This window comes from Pseudomonas sp. 10-1B, assembly GCF_000935045.1.
Classification (GTDB): domain Bacteria; phylum Pseudomonadota; class Gammaproteobacteria; order Pseudomonadales; family Pseudomonadaceae; genus Aquipseudomonas.
In genome coordinates this window covers 1-19,566 of sequence record NZ_JYKS01000007.1, presented here as the reverse complement: position 1 = coordinate 19,566, position 19,566 = coordinate 1, and the positions used below count along the sequence as shown (strand labels likewise).

Sequence of the window (19,566 nt, the reverse complement as noted above, 5' to 3'; positions counted from 1 at the left end):
GTAAAGCGCAGCCCTTGAAGGCAGTGAAATCCCTGTGGGAGCGGGCGAGCCCGCGAAGAAGCCCACACTCTTGCCCTGCGAACGAATGGCATTGCTATGATGGGCAACGCTTCCGAGGAGTACGCGCATGCCGTTGCCGACGCTGAAAGACCAGTTCGCCGCTTTGATCGCCGCGCCTTCGGTCAGTTGCACCCAGCCTGCGCTGGACCAGTCCAACCGCCAGGTCATCGACCTGCTGGCCGGCTGGCTGGGCGACCTTGGCTTCAAGTGCGACATCCAACAGGTCAGCCCTGGCAAGTTCAACCTGCTGGCCAGCCGTGGCACAGGCCCGGGCGGCCTGGTGCTGGCCGGGCACAGCGACACCGTACCTTATGACGAACAGTTGTGGACCAGCGACCCGCTGAAGCTGACCGAGGCCGATGGCCGCTGGGTCGGCCTGGGCAGCTGCGACATGAAGGGCTTCTTCGCCCTGATCATCGAAGCGGTCATTCCGCTGCTGGAGCACGATTTCAAGCAGCCGCTGCTGATCCTCGCTACCTGTGACGAAGAAAGCTCCATGTCCGGCGCCCGCGCCCTGGCCGAGGCCGGCCAGCCGCTGGGGCGTGCGGCGGTGATCGGCGAGCCCACCGGGCTGCGGCCGATCCGCATGCACAAGGGCATCCTCATGGACCGCATAGACATCCTCGGGCGCAGTGGCCATTCCTCGGACCCAAGCCTTGGCCGTAGCGCCATGGAGGCCATGCACGCGGTGATGGGCGAGCTGATGGGCCTGCGCCAGCAATGGCAGCAAACCTACCGCAACCCGCAATTCACCGTGCCGACGCCGACCATGAACTTCGGCTGTATCCACGGCGGCGACAACCCCAATCGCATCTGTGGCCAGTGTGCCCTGGAATTCGACCTGCGGCCGTTGCCGGGCATGGATGTGGAGCAGCTGCGCGCGGCTATCCGCGACAAGCTGGTGCCCGTGGCAGAGCGTTTCGAGGTGCGTATCGACTACGCGCCGCTGTTCCCGGAAGTGCCGCCGTTCGAACAGGCCGCGGATGCCGAGCTGGTGCAAGTGGCGGAGCGCCTGACCGGCCACCGTGCCGAAGCGGTGGCGTTCGGCACCGAAGCGCCTTATCTTCAGCAGCTGGGCTGTCAGACCATCGTGCTGGGCCCCGGCGACATCGCCTGTGCCCACCAGCCCGGCGAATACCTTGAAATGTCACGAATCGAGCCTACCGTGCGTCTATTGCGTGACCTGATCCGGCATTACTGCCTGAACTAAACGTCCATCGAGTTGATTCGTTCCTGCATAGAGGAGACCGCGCGTGACCGCAAGCCTGTTCCGACGATGATCCTGAACGCTCCCTGTATCGCCGTTCTCCGTCCACTTATCCACAGGCCCTGTCATGCCCGACTACGTCAACTGGCTGCGTCATGCCTCCCCGTACATCAATGCCCATCGCGACTGCACCTTCGTGGTCATGCTCCCTGGCGATGGGGTGGAACACCCTAATTTCGGCAATATCGTCCACGACCTGGTGCTGCTGCACAGCCTTGGCGTGCGGCTGGTGCTGGTGCATGGCTCGCGCCCACAGATCGAAAGCCGCCTGGCTGATCGTGGGCTGACCCCGCATTACCACCGTGGCATGCGCATCACCGATGCCGCCACCCTGGATTGCGTGATCGATGCCGTCGGCGCCTTGCGCCTGGCCATCGAGGCGCGCCTGTCGATGGATATCGCCGCGTCGCCGATGCAGGGCTCACGCCTGCGTGTAGCCTCTGGCAACCTGGTCACGGCGCGGCCGATCGGCGTGCTCGAAGGGGTGGATTACCACCACACCGGCGAAGTGCGCCGGGTCGACCGCAAGGGCATCAGCCGCCTGCTCGACGAGCGTTCCATCGTGCTGTTGTCGCCACTGGGTTACTCGCCCACCGGGGAAATCTTCAACCTCGCTTGCGAAGACGTGGCCACCCGCGCCGCCATCGAGCTGGGAGCCGACAAGTTGCTGCTGTTCGGTGCCGAGCCGGGCCTGCTGGATGCCGACGGCAAGCTGGTGCGTGAGCTGCGCCCGCAGCAGGTTGCCCCGCATCTGCAGCGCCTGGGCAGCGACTACCAGGGTGAGTTGCTGGATGCTGCGGCCGAGGCCTGCAAGGGCGGTGTGGCGCGCAGCCATATCGTCAGCTATGCCGAAGACGGCGCCTTGCTGACCGAGCTGTTCACCCGTGGCGGTGGCGGTACGCTGGTGTCGCAGGAGCAGTTCGAAGTGGTGCGCGAGGCGACCATCGAGGACGTTGGCGGCCTGCTGGAGCTGATCAGCCCGTTGGAAGAGCAGGGCATCCTGGTGCGCCGTTCGCGCGAAGTGCTGGAGCGGGAGATCGAGCAGTTCAGCGTGGTCGAGCGTGAAGGCATGATCATCGCCTGTGCGGCGTTGTACCCGATTGCCGACTCCGACACCGGAGAGCTGGCGTGCCTGGCGGTGAACCCGGAATACCGCCATGGCGGGCGCGGAGATGAGTTGCTGGAGCGCATCGAGAGCCGGGCGCGGCAGTTGGGCTTGAGTACCCTGTTCGTGCTTACCACGCGCACGGCGCATTGGTTCCGCGAGCGCGGCTTTGCGCCGAGTGGTGTGGAGCGGCTGCCGGCGGCGCGGGCTTCGCTGTACAACTACCAGCGTAATTCGAAGATTTTCGAGAAGCCTTTGTAAACCTGTACTGGCCCTATCGCCGGCAAGCCAGCTCCCACAGGGAAAGCGCCAGCCCTGAAGGTTGTGCAGTACCTGTGGGAGCAACTGTCTTGTATTGCCTGGGCCGGCCTCATCGCCGGCAAGCCAGCTCCCACAGGTACTGCACAGGGCTTGAGGCCTATGCCGTCGAGGTGGGAGCTGGCTTGCCGGCGAAAGGGCCGCAAAGCGGCCCCGGCAATCTCAGCTTGTTACACGAAATCTTGGGGGCGCTTCGCACCCCTTTCGCGACACAAGGCCGCTCCCACAATGGGGGCGGCGTTTTGTTTACACGGTATGCAGGTACCAGTTGTACTCGAGGTCGGAGATCGAGTGCTCGAACTCCTCCAGCTCGCTCTCCTTGCACGCGACGAAGATGTCGATGTACTTCGGATCGATGTACTTGTTGAGGATCTCGCTGTCGTCCAGCTCGCGCAGGGCATCGCGCAGGTTGTTCGGCAGGCTCTGCTCCAGTTGCTCGTACGAGTTGCCTTCGATCGGTGCGCCTGGCTCGACCTTGTTGGTCAGGCCATGGTGCACGCCAGCCAGCACGGCAGCCATCATCAGGTACGGGTTGGCGTCGGCACCGGCTACGCGGTGCTCGATGCGCACGGCATCGGCCGAACCAGTCGGTACGCGCAGGGCCACGGTGCGGTTGTCCAGGCCCCAGCTTGGCGCGTTCGGTACGTAGAACTGCGCGCCAAAACGGCGGTACGAGTTGACGTTCGGGCAAAGGAACGCCATGGACGCGGGCAGGGTCTCGAGCACACCGCCGACAGCGTGACGTAACGCGGCGTTCTGCTCGGGATCCTCGCTGGTGAAGATGTTGTTGCCATCTTTGTCCAGCACGGAAATGTGTACATGCAGGCCGTTGCCTGCCTGGCCCGGGTAGGGCTTGGCCATGAAGGTGGTGTCCATTTCATGGTCGTAGGCGATGTTCTTGATCAGCCGCTTGAGCAGTACCGCGTAGTCGCAGGCCTTGAGCGGGTCGGCCACGTGGTGCAGGTTGACTTCGAACTGCGCCGGGGCGCTCTCCTTGACGATGGCGTCAGCCGGGATGCCTTGTTCCTTCGCGCCTTCGAGGATGTCCTGCAGGCAGTCGGCATATTCGTCGAGGTCGTCGATCAGGTATACCTGGGTCGACTGCGGGCGCTTGCCCGAGATAGGCGAGCGTGGTGGCTGTGGTCGGCCGTTCACGTTCTCCTGGTCGATCAGGTAGAACTCCAGCTCGAACGCGGCGCAGATGGTCAGGCCCATATCAGTGAACTTGCTCACCACCTGGCGCAGCACTTCGCGTGGGTCGGCGAAGAACGGCTCGCCTTCCAGCTCGTGCATGGTCATCAGCAGTTGGGCGGTAGGGCGCTTTTGCCACGGCTCGTTACAGAGTGTGTCGGGGATTGGATAGCAGATGCGGTCCGCATCGCCGATGTCCAGGCCCAGCCCGGTGCTTTCGACGGTGGAACCGTTGATGTCCAGGGCGAAGAGGGAGGCAGGCAGGTTGATGCCTTTCTCGTAAACCTTGTGGAGGCTGGTGCGTTCTATGCGCTTGCCACGCACCACACCATTCATATCTGCAATCAGAAGGTCAACGTAGAGAACCTCAGGATGTTCCTTAAGGAACGCGTTCGCTTCGTTAAGCTGAACGGCACGCGGGGGTACCGACATGATGCAACACCTTTGTTGTTAAAAATATCAATCAAGGGGGGCTTGCAGGACCAGTCAATCGAAAAGACAAACTGATGTCAAGCCAACCCCATGATGCCCTGAAATGGCACATCGACGGCAGATTTGCTGCATATCAGGGCAAGCCATTATCCGCTATTTCCTACGTAAAGGGCTATCTCCGACACGCCGTGTTTTATTTTTTACGGAGGTGTTGTGTAAAAAAATGAACAAGGCTAAGCTCGGTCTCAACCCAGAACACAATAATACGAGGGTCACATGGTCCGCTTGCCGCGACCTGAAAGCACTGCCTGCGCAGTGTCGTCGGGTACCTCCGTCATCTCTGCAAGCTTCGTCAATGGCGTGGCCGCCCTGGCCGCAATAATTGACGTTTGGCGTTTCCAGGCCTGCCCTCGTAGCGGCTTGCCGCCCTTCGTTTCGTCTTCCTGCCCTTCGAACTCATTACGGACACACCTGTTTTCAGTGTATCCACTGTGGCTCTGCGCGGGGGTTTTTGCTTTAGCAATGTACTCCATCCAGAATCAATGCGCGGCCCACCTTACCTCCTGAGGTATTTATGAGTAACAACCTCGACCAGCTCACCGATTGGTTGAAAGAGCACAAGATCACCGAAGTCGAATGCATGATCAGTGACCTGACCGGCATCACGCGCGGCAAGATTTCGCCCACCAACAAATTCATCGCCGAAAAAGGCATGCGCCTGCCCGAGAGCGTGCTGCTGCAGACCGTGACCGGCGACTACGTCGACGACGACATCTATTACGAACTGCTCGACCCGGCGGACATCGACATGATCTGCCGGCCCGACGAAGACGCCGTGTTCCTGGTGCCGTGGGCCATCGAGCCGACCGCCCAGGTGATCCACGACACCTACGACAAGAAGGGCAACCCGGTCGAACTGTCGCCGCGCAACGTGCTGAAGAAAGTCCTCAAGCTATACGCCGACAAGGGCTGGCAGCCGATCGTCGCGCCCGAGATGGAGTTCTACCTGACCAAGCGCAGCGAAGACCCGGACTTCCCGCTGCAGCCCCCGGTAGGCCGTTCGGGCCGCCCGGAAACCGGCCGCCAGTCGTTCTCTATCGAAGCCGCCAACGAATTCGACCCGCTGTTCGAAGACGTCTACGACTGGTGCGAGCTGCAGCAGCTGGACCTCGACACGCTGATCCACGAAGACGGCACGGCGCAGATGGAGATCAACTTCCGTCACGGCAACGCCCTGCACCTGGCCGACCAGATCCTGGTGTTCAAGCGCACCATGCGCGAAGCCGCGCTCAAGCACAATGTAGCGGCCACCTTCATGGCCAAGCCCATGACCGGCGAACCGGGCAGCGCCATGCACCTGCACCAGAGCGTGGTCGACGTGGCCACCGGCAAGAACATCTTCAGCAATGAAGACGGCAGCATGAGCGAGCTGTTCCTGCACCACATCGGTGGCCTGCAGAAGTTCATCCCCGAGGCGCTGCCGCTGTTCGCCCCCAACGTCAACTCGTTCCGCCGCTTCCTGCCCGACACCTCGGCGCCGGTGAACGTGGAGTGGGGCGAAGAAAACCGTACCGTCGGCCTGCGCGTGCCGGATGCCGGCCCGCAAAGCCGCCGGGTCGAGAACCGCCTGCCGGGCGCCGACGCCAACCCGTACCTGGCCATTGCCGCCAGCCTGCTGTGCGGCTACATCGGCATGGTCGAAGGCATCGCGGCCAGCGCGCCGGTACAGGGCCGTGGCTATGAGCGCCGCAACCTGCGCCTGCCACTGACCATCGAAGACGCCCTGGAACGCATGGAAAACAGCCGTGCGCTGGTGCAGTACCTGGGCAAGAAATTCATCACCGGCTACGTCGCCACCAAGCGCGCCGAGCACGAAAACTTCAAACGTGTCATCAGTTCCTGGGAACGTGAGTTCCTGCTGTTCGCTGTCTGATCAACCCGGTGCCGCAGAGGACGCGGCTGTCGAATAACGGAGAAGCACATGAGCGTCAACAACCCGCAAACCCGTGAATGGCAAACCCTGAGTGGGGAGCATCACCTGGCGCCCTTCAGCGACTACAAGCAGCTGAAGGAGAAAGGGCCGCGCATCATCACCAAGGCCCAGGGTGTGCATTTGTGGGATAGTGAGGGGCACAAGATCCTCGACGGCATGGCCGGGCTGTGGTGCGTGGCAGTGGGCTATGGCCGTGAGGAGCTGGTGCAGGCGGCCGAGAAGCAGATGCGCGAACTGCCGTACTACAACCTGTTCTTCCAGACCGCCCACCCGCCTGCGCTGGAATTGGCCAAGGCGATCACCGACGTGGCGCCGGAAGGCATGACCCATGTGTTCTTCACCGGCTCCGGCTCCGAAGGCAACGACACCGTGCTGCGCATGGTCCGCCACTACTGGGCGCTGAAGGGCAAGCCGCACAAGCAGACCATCATCGGCCGCATCAACGGCTACCACGGCTCCACCGTGGCCGGTGCCAGCCTGGGTGGCATGAGCGGCATGCACGAGCAGGGCGGCCTGCCGATCCCGGGCATCGTGCATATCCCGCAGCCATACTGGTTCGGCGAAGGCGGCGACATGACCCCGGATGCGTTCGGTGTGTGGGCGGCCGAGCAGTTGGAGAAGAAGATCCTCGAAGTCGGCGAAGACAACGTCGCCGCCTTCATCGCCGAGCCGATCCAGGGCGCCGGCGGGGTGATCATCCCGCCGGACACCTACTGGCCGAAGGTGAAGGAGATCCTCGCCAAGTACGACATCCTGTTCGTCGCCGACGAAGTGATCTGTGGTTTCGGCCGTACCGGCGAGTGGTTCGGCTCCGACTACTACGACCTCAAGCCCGACCTGATGACCATCGCCAAGGGCCTGACCTCCGGTTACATCCCCATGGGCGGTGTGATCGTGCGTGACACTGTGGCCCAGGTGCTCAGCGAGGGTGGCGATTTCAACCATGGCTTCACCTATTCCGGCCACCCGGTGGCGGCCGCGGTGGGCCTGGAAAACCTGCGCATCCTGCGCGATGAGAAAATCATCGAGAAGGCGCGCAGCGAAGCGGCACCGTATTTGCAGAAACGTTTGCGTGAGCTGCAGGACCACCCACTGGTGGGCGAGGTACGCGGCCTGGGCCTGCTCGGCGCGATCGAGCTGGTCAAGGACAAGGCCACCCGCAGCCGTTACGAAGGCAAGGGCGTGGGCATGATCTGCCGTACCTTCTGCTTCGACAACGGCCTGATCATGCGCGCGGTGGGCGACACCATGATCATCGCGCCGCCGCTGGTGATCAGCCATGCGGAGATCGATGAGCTGGTGGAGAAGGCGCGCAAGTGCCTCGACTTGACGCTGGAAGCGATCAACTGAGCACCTGCTAGGCTAGCGATGTGACATTAAGTCGTTACAAGGCCCTGCTTTCCTTGAAACAGAGCCTTGTAACTTGCCAGACTAGCGACTGTTTCAGTCGCCGCGCGCTCTGCACCGTAGGTCCTGGCTGCTGAACAGATGGCTAAATAAAAATTCTGGAGCATTACGCATGAAGAAAATGGGCAAGACGTTGCTGGCTGCGGCGCTGATGGGTGCCATGGCCACCGCTGTTCAGGCTGAAGACAAGGTGTTGAACGTCTACAACTGGTCGGACTACATCGCTCCGGACACCATCGCCAAGTTCGAGAAGCAGACTGGGATCAAGGTCAAGTACGACGTTTTCGACAGCAACGAAACCCTCGAAGCCAAGCTGCTGGCCGGCAAGTCCGGCTACGACATCGTGGTGCCGTCCAACAACTTCCTGGCCAAGCAGATCAAGGCTGGCGTTTACGAGGAACTGGACCGTTCCAAACTGCCGAACTGGAACAACCTCGACGAAGACCTGCTCAAGGCCGTCGGTGATGCCAGCGACCCGGGCAACAAATACGCCTTCCCCTACATGTGGGGCTCGATCGGCCTCGGCTACAACCCGGAGAAGGTCAAGGCCGCGTTGGGCGTCGACCACATCGACTCGTGGGACGCCGTGTTCAAGCCTGAGAACATCGCCAAGCTCAAGAGCTGCGGCGTGAGCTTCCTGGATGCCCCGACCGAAATGCTGCCGGCCGCGCTGCACTACCTGGGCCTGCCGAGCAACAGCACCAAGAAAGAAGACCTGAAGGCCGCCGAAGATCTGTTCCTCAAGGTTCGTCCTTCGATTACCTACTTCCACTCGTCCAAGTACATCGGCGACCTGGCCAATGGCAACATCTGCGTCGCCGTCGGTTATTCGGGTGACGTCGAGCAGGCCAAGGCCCGCGCCCACGAAGCTGGCGACAAGGTCAAAGTGGACTACATCATTCCGAAAGAAGGTGCTGGTACCTTCTACGACATGGTCGCCATCCCTAAAGATGCCGAGCACAAGGAAGCTGCCTACAAGTTCATGGACTTCCTGATGCAGCCGGAAGTCATGGCCGAAATCACCAACGCTGTGCGCTTCCCGAATGGCAACAAGGCCGCCACTCCGTTCGTGGAGAAGGACATCACCAGCGACCCGAGCATCTATCCGCCAGCTGATGTGAAGAAGCAACTGTACGCGATCGCCGCGCCGGACCAATCCGCCCAGCGCGCCATCACCCGCAGCTGGACCAAGATCAAGTCGGGCAAATAACCCCGATGCAGCACCTCTGGGCCGGGGTTTCCGGCCCAGAGCCAGTGAAAGGCAATTGATGATTGCGGCATCGAGGCTGCGAAGGTAAGTTGCGCGCCGGTTTTGCGTGTGCGGCAGCATTGTCGCTACCCAGGCACTGATTGTGAGGACCACCCACTTGTCTATTTCCTTATTACGCAAGGCCTTGATGGCTGGAGCGGGCCTGACGCTGGCATGCAGCGTCCAAGCGGCGCCTACGGTGCACTTCTACAACTGGTCCGACTATATCGGCCCGACCACACTCGCGGACTTCGAGAAAGCCACGGGCATCAAGCCCGTGCAGGACGTGTTCGACTCCAACGAAACCCTGGAAGGCAAACTGCTGGCCGGTAACACCGGCTACGACGTGGTCGTGCCGTCCAACCATTTCCTCGGCAAGCAGATCAAGGCGGGCGCGTTCCAGAAGCTCGACAAGAGCCTGCTGCCAAATTATGCCAACCTCGACCCGGCGTTGATGAAGCGCCTGGAAAAGAACGACCCGGGCAACCAGTACGCCGTGCCTTACCTGTGGGGCACCAACGGCATCGGTTACAACGTCGACAAGGTGAAGGCCGCACTGGGCGTGGACACCATCGACTCCTGGGCCGTGCTGTTCGAGCCCGAGAACATGAAGAAGCTCGCCAAGTGCGGCGTGGCCTTCCTCGACTCGGCGGACGAGATGCTGCCGGCGGTGCTCAACTACATGGGGCTGGACCCCAACAGTACCGATGCCAAGGACTACCAGGCTGCCGAGCAGAAACTGCTGGCGGTACGCCCGTACGTGACCTACTTCCACTCGTCCAAGTACATCACCGACCTGGCCAACGGCGACATCTGCGTCGCGGCGGGTTTCTCGGGTGATGTGTTCCAGGCCAAGGCCCGCGCTGAAGAAGCGAAGAAGGGCGTGAACCTGGCCTACGCCATTCCCAAGGAAGGCGGCAACCTCTGGTTCGACGTGCTGGCGATCCCCAAGGACGCCAAGAACGTCAAAGAGGCGCATGCCTTCATCAACTATTTGCTGAAGCCTGAGGTTATCGCCCAGGTCAGTGATTACGTCGGTTACGCCAACCCGAACCCCAAGGCTGGCGACCTGATGGACCAGGCCGTGAGGACTGACGCTGCGGTTTACCCACCGCAGGAAGTGCTGGACAAGATGTTCGTGAACTCAGAGTTGCCACCCAAGGTGCAACGGCTGATGACCCGTAGCTGGACCAAGGTCAAGTCGGGCAAGTAAAAATCCAGACCCGCAGCGGCACCTGCAGACCAGGCCGTGCGGGCACAAAAATCTTGTTGGGAGTTTCACTCATGGCAGTTGCCTCCGGTGCCTATAAAAAAGCCCTCGAGGGTGGCCAGCAACCCAAGCAGGTGCTGGTCAAGATCGACCGGGTCACGAAAAAGTTCGACGAAACGGTAGCCGTGGACGATGTGTCCCTGGAAATCCGCAAGGGCGAGATCTTCGCCCTGCTGGGCGGCTCCGGTTCCGGCAAGTCCACCTTGCTGCGTATGCTGGCCGGCTTCGAGCGCCCGACCGAAGGGCGGATCTTCCTCGATGGCGTCGATATCACCGACATGCCGCCCTACGAGCGGCCGATCAACATGATGTTCCAGTCCTACGCGCTGTTCCCGCACATGACCGTGGCGCAGAACATCGCCTTCGGCCTGCAGCAAGACAGGATGCCCAAGGCCGAGATCGACGCCCGCGTGGCCGAGATGCTCAAGCTGGTGCACATGACCCAGTACGCCAAGCGCAAGCCGCACCAGCTGTCCGGTGGCCAGCGCCAGCGCGTGGCCCTGGCCCGCTCCCTGGCCAAGCGCCCCAAGCTGCTGCTGCTCGACGAACCGATGGGCGCGCTGGACAAGAAACTGCGTTCGCAGATGCAGCTGGAGCTGGTGGAGATCATCGAGCGCGTGGGCGTGACCTGCGTGATGGTGACCCACGACCAGGAAGAGGCCATGACCATGGCCCAGCGCATCGCCATCATGCACCTGGGCTGGATCGCCCAGATCGGCTCGCCGGTGGACATCTACGAGACGCCCACCAGCCGCCTGGTGTGCGAGTTCATCGGCAACGTCAACCTGTTCGAAGGTGATGTGGTCGACGATGCCGAAGGCCACGCGATCATTGCCAGCCCGGAGCTGGAGCGCAAGATCTACGTCGGCCACGGCATCACCACCTCGGTGGAAGACAAGCACATCACCTACGCCCTGCGCCCGGAGAAGATGCTGGTCACCACCCAGCAACCGACCTGCGAGCACAACTGGTCGCGCGGCAAGGTCCACGACATCGCCTACCTGGGCGGCCATTCGGTGTTCTACGTCGAGTTGCCGAGCGGCAAGGTCGTCCAGTCGTTCGTCGCCAACGCCGAGCGCCAGGGCACCCGGCCGACCTGGGGCGATGAAGTGTATGTGTGGTGGGAAGACGACAGTGGCGTGGTACTGCGGTCATGAAACTGCGCAAGCTCAAGCGAGCCTTCCAGCGCATCACCCCGGAGGGGCGGCACCTGGTGATCGGCGTGCCGTTCATCTGGCTGTTCCTGTTCTTCATGCTGCCGTTCTTCATCGTGCTGAAGATCAGCTTCGCCGAAGCCGACGTGGCGATCCCGCCGTATACCGAGATCTACAGCTACGTCGAAGACAAGATGCAGCTGGTGCTCAACCTGGCCAACTACGGCCTGCTGACCGAGGATGAGCTGTACATCTCGGCGTACCTGGGCTCGCTGAAGATGGCCTTCTTCAGCACATTGCTGTGCCTGCTGATTGGCTACCCGATGGCCTATGCCATCGCCAACGCCAAGAAAGAGACGCAGACGGTCTTGCTGTTGCTGATCATGATGCCGACCTGGACCGCGATCCTGATCCGTGTCTATGCCTGGATGGGCATTCTCAGCAACAACGGCTTGCTCAATGGCTTCCTGCAATGGATCGGGCTGATCGACCAGCCACTGCAGATCCTCAACACCAACCTGGCGGTGTATATCGGCGTGGTCTATTCGTACCTGCCGTTCATGATCCTGCCGCTGTTCGCCAACCTGGTGAAGCACGACCCTTCGTTGCTGGAAGCCGCTTCCGACCTGGGTTCGAGCACCTTCAACAGCTTCTGGAAGATCACCGTGCCGTTGTCGAAGAACGGCATCATCGCCGGCTGCATGCTGGTGTTCATCCCGGTGGTGGGTGAGTTCGTGATTCCTGAACTGCTTGGCGGCCCGGAAACCCTGATGATCGGCAAGGTGCTGTGGCAAGAGTTCTTCAACAACCGTGACTGGCCGGTGGCCTCTGCCCTGGCGGTGGTGATGCTGGCGATCCTGATCGTGCCGATCCTGCTGTTCAACCGCAGCCAGGCCAAAGAAATGGAGGGCAGGGCATGAAACGCTTCAGTTTCTCCAAGCTGATGCTGGTGCTCGGCTTGCTGTTCATCTACCTGCCGATGCTGATCCTGGTGATCTACTCGTTCAACGCCTCCAAGCTGGTGACGGTGTGGGGCGGCTGGTCGGTGAAGTGGTATGTCGGCCTGCTCGACAACACCCAGCTGATGGGTTCGGTGATGCGCTCGCTGGAAATCGCCTGCTATACGGCGGTGGCTGCAGTGGCGCTGGGCACCCTGGCGGCCTTCGTGCTGACCCGGGTCACCCGCTTCAAGGGCCGCACGTTGTTCGGCGGCCTGGTCACCGCGCCGCTGGTGATGCCCGAGGTGATCACCGGTCTGTCGCTGTTGCTGCTGTTCGTGGCCATGGCGCAGATGATCGGCTGGCCCCAGGAGCGCGGCATCGTCACCATCTGGATCGCCCACACCACGTTCTGCGCGGCGTATGTGGCGGTGGTGGTGTCGGCTCGCCTGCGCGAGTTGGACCTGTCGATCGAGGAAGCGGCGATGGACCTGGGTGCCAAGCCGTGGAAGGTGTTCTTCCTGATTACCATCCCGATGATCGCGCCGTCGTTGGCGGCGGGTGGCATGATGTCGTTCGCCCTGTCGCTGGATGACCTGGTGCTGGCCAGCTTCGTGTCCGGCCCTGGCTCGACCACCTTGCCGATGGAAGTGTTCTCGGCGGTGCGCCTGGGCGTGAAGCCGGAGATCAACGCCGTGGCCAGCTTGATCCTGCTGTCGGTGTCGCTGGTGACTTTCTTCGTCTGGTACTTCAGCCGCCAGGCCGAAGAACGTCGTCGCAAGGCGATTCAGCAGGCGATCGAGGAAGGCGCTGCGGCCAATGCCTCGCAGCCACAGGTCAAGCGCCCGACGCAGCTGGCTGCGTCGGCCTGACCCGGCCCTTTCGCGGGCTTGCCCGCTCCCACAGGGACCGCACGGCTTTCCGGCTTGTGGTAATCCCTGTGGGAGCGGGCAAGCCCGCGAAGGCCCCAACACCGATTCAAAGCCATACCGCATCCCAGTGAGGATAATCCCTGACACTCCTGACCAATCCAGCCCTCAAGGGATTGGCAACAATGTACCGGGCTACATGCACCACACTCTCTTCCCGCCGCAGCGCATGGTCCTGGTAACCCGCTTGCCATATCGGCTTATGCCTGACACCTGCCTTGCGTAACGCAATGGCTGTGCGTGATTTGAACTTTCGCATCAGTGTCCCCAATGTCACTTCCTTCAGTTCTATCAGCCAATGCAGATGGTCCGGCATCACTACCCAGGCCAATGACCGGCAGTCCTGAATGTCATTTGAGATCCGCAGATGTTTGACCACCAGCCGGGCATGGTGAAAGTCGAGGAAAAGTGGCTTTCGCTGGTGCGTGATGGTGGTCAGCATGTAGAGCCTGCCTGGCTCGGAAAAGCGCCCACGGCGCAGTCGGTGGGACTCGGCTAACGACATTGTGATCTTCCTTGAAAATGAACCGCCCTTTGAAAGGTAGCGGCTGAAGCGAGGTTGCCGGGTGGCTGATGGTTTCTGGATATGGCAGAAGCTTATCCGTGACTGTGCCGGCCTCTTCGCGGGCTCGCCCGCTCCCACAGGGATAGTGAATTCCTCAAGACTTGCGCCGTACTTGTGGGAGCGGGCGTGCCCGCGAAGGGGCCGGCACAGGCACCGAAGATGCCAGCTTGGCCCCCATCAGTGATGTTTATCGAACCCTGAACTACGCTGACAGTCGCATCCCACAAATCATTTGTGCGCAAGCAAGGAGCCTGCATGACGTTGATGCGTCCGCTGTCGGTCGTTTGCCTGGGGCTGCTGTACATGCTCGCCGGCTGTAGCAAGGAAGAGGCCCCCGAGGCGCTGCCTCGGGTTGGCGTGCAACAGGTTCAGTCCACCGACTTCGCTGCCAGGGTCACCCTGACCGGCGATGTACAGGCGCGGGTGCAGACCGACCTGTCGTTCCGTGTAGGCGGCAAGATCATTTCGCGCAGCGTCGACGTGGGCGATCACGTCAAGGCCAACCAGGTGCTGGCGCGACTGGACCCGAAAGACCTGCAGAACAACGTCGACTCGGCCAAGGCCGAGGTGTTCGCCGCGCAAGCGCGGGTCACCCAGACCAGCGCCGCCTTCGTGCGCCAGCAAAAACTGCTGCCCAAGGGTTACACCAGCCAGAGCGAATACGATTCTGCCGAAGCGGCGCTGCGCAGCAACCAGAGCGCACTCAAGGCCGCCCAGGCGCAATTGGCCAATGCCAACGAGCAACTCGGCTACACCGCACTGGTCTCCGAGGCCGACGGCGTGATCACCGAGCGCCAGGCCGAGGTCGGCCAGGTGGTGCAGGCAACCATGCCGATTTTCAGCCTGGCCACCGATGGCGACCGTGATGCCGTGTTCAACGTCTACGAATCGCTGCTGGTAGCACCGCCCAGCGATGCCGGGGTGGTCGTCAGTCTGCTGGATGACCCGAAGATCCAGGCCCACGGCTTCGTGCGCGAAATCACCCCCACCGTGTCGGCGCAAAGCGGCACGGTGCAGGTCAAGGTCGGGCTCAAGGACGTGCCGCCGGGCATGCAACTGGGCGCGCCGGTGACCGCTACCACCAACGCGCAGGGCCGGCCCAGCATCGAGCTGCCGTGGTCGGCGCTGACCAAGGCCTTGCATGAGCCTGCCGTATGGGTGGTGGGCGAGGGCGATAAGGTAGAGCTGCGCACAGTCGAGGTCAGCCGTTACCTGACTGGCAAGATCGTGGTCGCCAGCGGCTTGAAGGGTGGCGAGACCGTGGTGGTCAATGGCGGGCAGTTGCTGCACCCCGGCATGCAGGTGCAGAAGGTCGATGCCAAGGCCCAGGGGGGTGAGCTATGAAACGCCTGCTGCTGATGCTCGCGGCCGGCGTGTTGCTGGCCGGCTGCGGTAGCGAGAAGGAAGCGCCAGAGCCGATTCGGCCGGTGCTGTCGGTCAAGGTCGAGCCCCAGGTGCAATCACAGCTGGGGCGCTTTGCCGGCAGTATCCAGGCGCGTTTCGAAAGCACCCTGGGCTTCCGCGTTTCCGGGCGCATCGCCCGGCGCTGGCTGGATGTGGGCGCCCAGGTGAAACCGGGCGACACCCTGGCCACCCTCGACCCGACCGACCAGCAAAACCAGCTGCGCGCCGCCGAAGGCGACCTGGCCAGGGTGCAGGCGCAGTGGATCAACGCCCAGGCCGATGCCCGCCGCCAGCAGCAGCTGTACGACCGCGGTGTCGGTGCCCAGGCCCAGCTGGACATCGCCCAGACCAACCTGAAAACCACCAGTGCGGCGTTGGAACAGGCGCGCTCGGCCGTCAGCCAGGCCCGTGACCAGCTCGACTACAGTACCCTGCGCAGCGACCACGCTGCCGTGATCACGGCCTGGCAGGCCGAAGCCGGGCAAACCGTCACCGCCGGCCAGGCCGTGGTGACCCTGGCGCGCCCGGATGTGAAGGAGGCGGTGATCGACCTGCCGATCGGTCTGGCCGAGCAGTTGAGCAAAGGCCTGACCTTCACCGTTGCCTCGCAACTCGACCCAACCATCAACACCACCGCCAGCCTGCGCGAACTGGAGCCCCAGGCCGATGCCGCCACCCGCACCCGGCGCGCCCGCCTGACTTTGGCCAGCACGCCAGCGGCTTTCCACCTGGGCACTGCCATCAGCGTGACCCTGAGCTCGGCAGTGACCCCGCGCAGCGAGTTGCCCTTGAGTGCCTTGCTCGAGCGTGACGGCAAGACCCAGGTGTGGGTGATCGATACGCAGGACAAGACCGTGGCCACCCGTGACGTGGCGCTGATCGACCGCACCGCCTACAGCATTGTGCTGACCTCAGGCGTGCAGCCCGGCGAACGGGTCGTAACCGCCGGCGTCAACAGCCTCAAGCCTGGCCAGAAGGTCACCTTCGACGAGGATGCGCAATGAAAGGAAGCTTCAACCTGTCCGACTGGGCACTCAAGCATCAATCGTTCGTCTGGTACCTGATGTTCGTCGGCCTGCTGATGGGGATTTTTTCCTACTTCAACCTGGGCCGTGAAGAAGACCCGTCGTTCACCATCAAGACCATGGTCATACAGACCCGCTGGCCCGGCGCGACCCAGGACGAAACCCTGTACCAGGTCACCGACCGCATCGAGAAGAAGCTCGAGGAGCTCGACTCGCTCGACTACACCAAAAGCTACACCCGCCCCGGCGAGTCCACGGTCTACGTGTACCTGCGCGACACCACCAAGGCCAAGGACATTCCGGAAATCTGGTACCAGGTGCGCAAGAAGATCCAGGACATTCGCGGTGAGTTTCCCTCGGGCATCCAGGGACCAGGCTTCAACGACGAATTCGGTGACGTGTTCGGCTCGATCTACGCCTTCACCGCCGATGGCCTGACCCTGCGCCAGCTGCGTGATTACGTGGAACAGGCGCGGGCCGAAGTGCGTGACGTGCCCAACATCGGCAAGATCGAGCTGATCGGCACCCAGGACGAGGTGCTGTACCTGAACTTTTCCACGCGCAAGCTGGCCGCCCTGGGCATCGACCAGCGCCAGGTGATGCAGGCGCTGCAATCGCAGAACGCGGTGACCCCGGCCGGGGTGATCGAGGCCGGCCCGGAGCGCATCTCGGTGCGCACCACCGGGCAGTTCGCCTCGGAAAAGGACCTGCAAACCGTCAACCTGAGGATCAACGACCGCTTCTTCCGTCTGGCCGATATCGCCGACATCGAGCGCGGCTACGTCGACCCTCCGTCGCCGATGTTCCGCTACAACGGCCAGACGGCCCTTGGCCTGGCCATCGGCATGAAGGCCGGCGGCAACATCCAGGTGTTCGGTGCGGCGCTGAAAAAGCGCATGGACCAGGTGGTCGAAGACCTGCCGATAGGCGTTGGGGTGCACACCGTGTCGGACCAGGCGGTGGTGGTCAAGCAGGCGGTCGGCGGCTTCACCAGCGCGCTGTTCGAGGCGGTGGTGATCGTGCTGGCGGTGAGCTTCGTCAGCCTCGGCGTGCGTGCCGGCCTGGTGGTGGCCTGCTCGATCCCGCTGGTGCTGGCCATGGTGTTCGTGTTCATGGAGTACAGCGACATCACCATGCAGCGGATTTCGTTGGGTGCGCTGATCATTGCCCTGGGCCTGCTGGTGGACGATGCGATGATCACCGTGGAGGTGATGGTCACCCGGCTGGAGATGGGCGACAGCAAGGAGCAGGCGGCCACCTTTGCCTATACCTCCACGGCGTTCCCGATGCTCACCGGCACCCTGGTGACCGTGGTCGGTTTCGTGCCGATCGGCCTGAACGCCAGCTCCGCCGGTGAATACACCTACACGCTGTTCGCGGTCATCGCCGTGGCCTTGCTGGTGTCATGGATCGTTGCGGTGTTCTTCGCCCCGGTGCTGGGTGTGCATATTCTCAGCAGCAGCAAGCTCAAGGCACATGAAGCCGAACCCGGGCGGGTTGGCAGGGCGTTCGAAGGGGGGCTGCTGTGGTGCATGCGCCATCGCTGGCTGACGATCATCGGCACCATCCTGCTGTTTGCCCTGTCGCTGTTCAGCATGCGCTTCGTGCAGAACCAGTTCTTCCCTTCGTCGGACCGCCCGGAGATCCTGGTCGACCTGAACCTACCGCAAAACGCCTCGATCGAGGAGACACGCAAGGTGGTCGACCGCTTCGAGGCGCGAATCAAGGATGCCCCCGACCTGGTGCACTGGAGTACCTATATCGGCCAGGGTGCGATTCGCTTCTACCTGCCCCTCGACCAGCAGCTGCAGAACCCGTACTACGCCCAGTTGGTGATCGTCAGCAAAGGCTTCGAAGAGCGCCAGGGCATGATGGAGCGCCTGCAGAAGATCTTGCATGAAGAGTTCGTCGGCATCGGTACCAACGTGCAGTCACTGGAGATGGGCCCGCCGGTGGGGCGGCCGATCCAGTACCGGGTCAGTGGCGCCAACATCGACCAGGTGCGCAAGCACGCCATCGAGCTGGCCACCTTGCTCGACCAGAACGAGCACATCGGCGAGATGATCTACGACTGGAACGAGCCGGGTAAGGTGCTGCGCGTGGAGATCGCCCAGGACAAGGCGCGCCAGCTGGGGCTGTCATCGGAAGACGTGGCCAATGTGATGAACAGCATCGTCAGCGGCGTGCAGATTACCCAGGTCAACGACAACATTTACCTGGTCGACGTGGTCGCGCGCGCCGAGGACAGTGAACGCGGCTCGCCCGATACCCTGCAGAACCTGCAAATCCTCACCCCCAACGGCACCTCGATCCCGCTGCTGGCGTTCGCCACCGTGCGCTACGAGCTGGAGCAGCCGCTGGTGTGGCGCCGCGACCGCAAGCCGACCATCACCATCAAGGCCTCGGTCAACGGCGCCATCCAGCCCACCGACCTGGTGGCCCAGCTGAAGCCGAAGATCGACGAGTTCGCCAGCAAGCTGCCAGTCGGTTACGAAGTGGCCACTGGCGGTACCGTGGAGGAAAGCAGCAAGGCCCAGGGGCCGATCGCCAAGGTCATCCCGCTGATGCTGTTCCTCATGGCGACTTTCCTGATGATCCAGCTGCACAGCGTGCAGAAGCTGTTCCTGGTGGTCAGCGTGGCGCCGCTGGGGTTGATCGGCGTGGTGCTGGCGCTGGTGCCCACGGGCACGCCGATGGGTTTCGTGGCAATCCTTGGCATCCTGGCGCTGGCGGGCATCATCATTCGCAACTCGGTGATCCTGGTGACCCAGATCGACGAGTTCGAAGCGCAGGGCTATTCCCCCTGGGACGCGGTGATGGAGGCCACCAACCACCGGCGGCGGCCGATTCTGCTGACGGCGGCGGCGGCGAGCCTGGGCATGATCCCGATTGCCCGCGAAGTGTTCTGGGGGCCGATGGCCTACGCCATGATCGGCGGCATCATCAGTGCAACGCTGCTGACGCTGCTGTTCCTGCCGGCCTTGTATGTGGCCTGGTACAAGATCCGCGAGCCTGAAAACACGACTAAAACCCAACACTGAACACTGTAGGAGCGGGTTTACCCGCGAATGCAATGGTGGATCCACCATCGCATTCGCGGGTAAACCCGCTCCTACAAAGGCTTCATGCTGATTTGTATAAATGGTTATATAAACATTCTTAAACAGTATTTTTAAGAATAACTCCGCCTCACTACTATTGCCCTCAAGCCAGGCGCAATCCCCTTCAAAACCTCAGCCCGGCACCTTCACCCCAAGGA

The 19,566-nt window shown here is 62.3% G+C and carries 14 protein-coding genes; 12 read left to right on the top strand and 2 right to left on the bottom strand.

The window, feature by feature from the left end:
- Positions 1 to 127: 127 nt before the first annotated feature.
- Entirely contained in the window at positions 128 to 1,270 is a 1,143-nt protein-coding gene (argE, locus tag TZ03_RS05320; protein ID WP_051096260.1) for an acetylornithine deacetylase, read from the top strand.
- 124 nt (positions 1,271 to 1,394) lie between these two features.
- Positions 1,395 to 2,693 carry an amino-acid N-acetyltransferase gene (gene argA, locus TZ03_RS05315; protein WP_051096258.1) on the top strand — a complete coding sequence of 433 codons (1,299 nt, stop codon included), beginning with the start codon at positions 1,395 to 1,397 and terminating at the stop codon, positions 2,691 to 2,693.
- Between the two features lie 303 nt (positions 2,694 to 2,996).
- Here argA and TZ03_RS05310 read toward each other — a convergent pair whose 3' ends face one another.
- Entirely contained in the window at positions 2,997 to 4,373 is a 1,377-nt protein-coding gene (locus TZ03_RS05310) for a glutamine synthetase family protein (RefSeq protein ID WP_051096256.1), read from the bottom strand.
- Between the two features lie 574 nt (positions 4,374 to 4,947).
- Here TZ03_RS05310 and TZ03_RS05300 point away from each other — a divergent pair.
- The 7 genes from TZ03_RS05300 (at position 4,948) to TZ03_RS05270 (ending at position 13,256) form a co-directional block, all read left to right on the top strand.
- A complete protein-coding gene (locus TZ03_RS05300) occupies positions 4,948 to 6,306 on the top strand; it encodes a glutamine synthetase family protein (RefSeq protein ID WP_051096246.1) in 1,359 nt (452 codons plus the stop codon).
- Positions 6,307 to 6,354: 48 nt separating this feature from the next.
- Positions 6,355 to 7,716: an aspartate aminotransferase family protein gene (locus TZ03_RS05295; RefSeq protein WP_051096243.1), complete on the top strand. Its 1,362-nt coding sequence runs from the start codon at positions 6,355 to 6,357 to the stop codon at positions 7,714 to 7,716.
- Between the two features lie 169 nt (positions 7,717 to 7,885).
- On the top strand, positions 7,886 to 8,983 hold the full coding sequence (locus TZ03_RS05290; protein WP_051096241.1) for a polyamine ABC transporter substrate-binding protein: 1,098 nt from the start codon (positions 7,886 to 7,888) through the stop codon (positions 8,981 to 8,983).
- A 157-nt stretch (positions 8,984 to 9,140) separates the two neighbouring features.
- A complete protein-coding gene (locus tag TZ03_RS05285) occupies positions 9,141 to 10,235 on the top strand; it encodes a polyamine ABC transporter substrate-binding protein (RefSeq protein WP_051096240.1) in 1,095 nt (364 codons plus the stop codon).
- Positions 10,236 to 10,306: 71 nt separating this feature from the next.
- Positions 10,307 to 11,449, top strand: coding sequence for a polyamine ABC transporter ATP-binding protein (gene potA / locus TZ03_RS05280; protein ID WP_051096238.1), 1,143 nt, complete (start codon positions 10,307 to 10,309; stop codon positions 11,447 to 11,449).
- Positions 11,446 to 12,366 carry an ABC transporter permease subunit gene (locus tag TZ03_RS05275; RefSeq protein ID WP_051096236.1) on the top strand — a complete coding sequence of 307 codons (921 nt, stop codon included), beginning with the start codon at positions 11,446 to 11,448 and terminating at the stop codon, positions 12,364 to 12,366. The genes potA and TZ03_RS05275 overlap by 4 nt, the downstream gene beginning before the upstream one ends.
- Positions 12,363 to 13,256 carry an ABC transporter permease subunit gene (locus TZ03_RS05270; RefSeq protein ID WP_051096234.1) on the top strand — a complete coding sequence of 298 codons (894 nt, stop codon included), beginning with the start codon at positions 12,363 to 12,365 and terminating at the stop codon, positions 13,254 to 13,256. Before TZ03_RS05275 ends, TZ03_RS05270 begins: the two co-directional genes overlap by 4 nt.
- A gap of 106 nt (positions 13,257 to 13,362) precedes the next feature.
- Here TZ03_RS05270 and TZ03_RS05265 read toward each other — a convergent pair whose 3' ends face one another.
- Positions 13,363 to 13,818 (bottom strand): REP-associated tyrosine transposase, encoded by a 456-nt coding sequence (locus tag TZ03_RS05265; RefSeq protein WP_051096231.1) that lies wholly within the window; start codon positions 13,816 to 13,818, stop codon positions 13,363 to 13,365.
- 315 nt (positions 13,819 to 14,133) lie between these two features.
- On the opposite strand from TZ03_RS05265, the gene TZ03_RS05260 reads away from it, so the two are divergent.
- From TZ03_RS05260 to TZ03_RS05250, 3 genes are read left to right on the top strand one after another with little or no spacing between them, the layout of a single operon-like run.
- Positions 14,134 to 15,222 (top strand): efflux RND transporter periplasmic adaptor subunit, encoded by a 1,089-nt coding sequence (locus TZ03_RS05260; protein WP_051096228.1) that lies wholly within the window; start codon positions 14,134 to 14,136, stop codon positions 15,220 to 15,222.
- Positions 15,219 to 16,286: an efflux RND transporter periplasmic adaptor subunit gene (locus TZ03_RS05255; protein WP_051096226.1), complete on the top strand. Its 1,068-nt coding sequence runs from the start codon at positions 15,219 to 15,221 to the stop codon at positions 16,284 to 16,286. The genes TZ03_RS05260 and TZ03_RS05255 overlap by 4 nt, the downstream gene beginning before the upstream one ends.
- Positions 16,283 to 19,348, top strand: coding sequence for an efflux RND transporter permease subunit (locus tag TZ03_RS05250; RefSeq protein WP_051096224.1), 3,066 nt, complete (start codon positions 16,283 to 16,285; stop codon positions 19,346 to 19,348). The genes TZ03_RS05255 and TZ03_RS05250 overlap by 4 nt, the downstream gene beginning before the upstream one ends.
- The last annotated feature ends 218 nt before the right edge of the window (positions 19,349 to 19,566 follow it).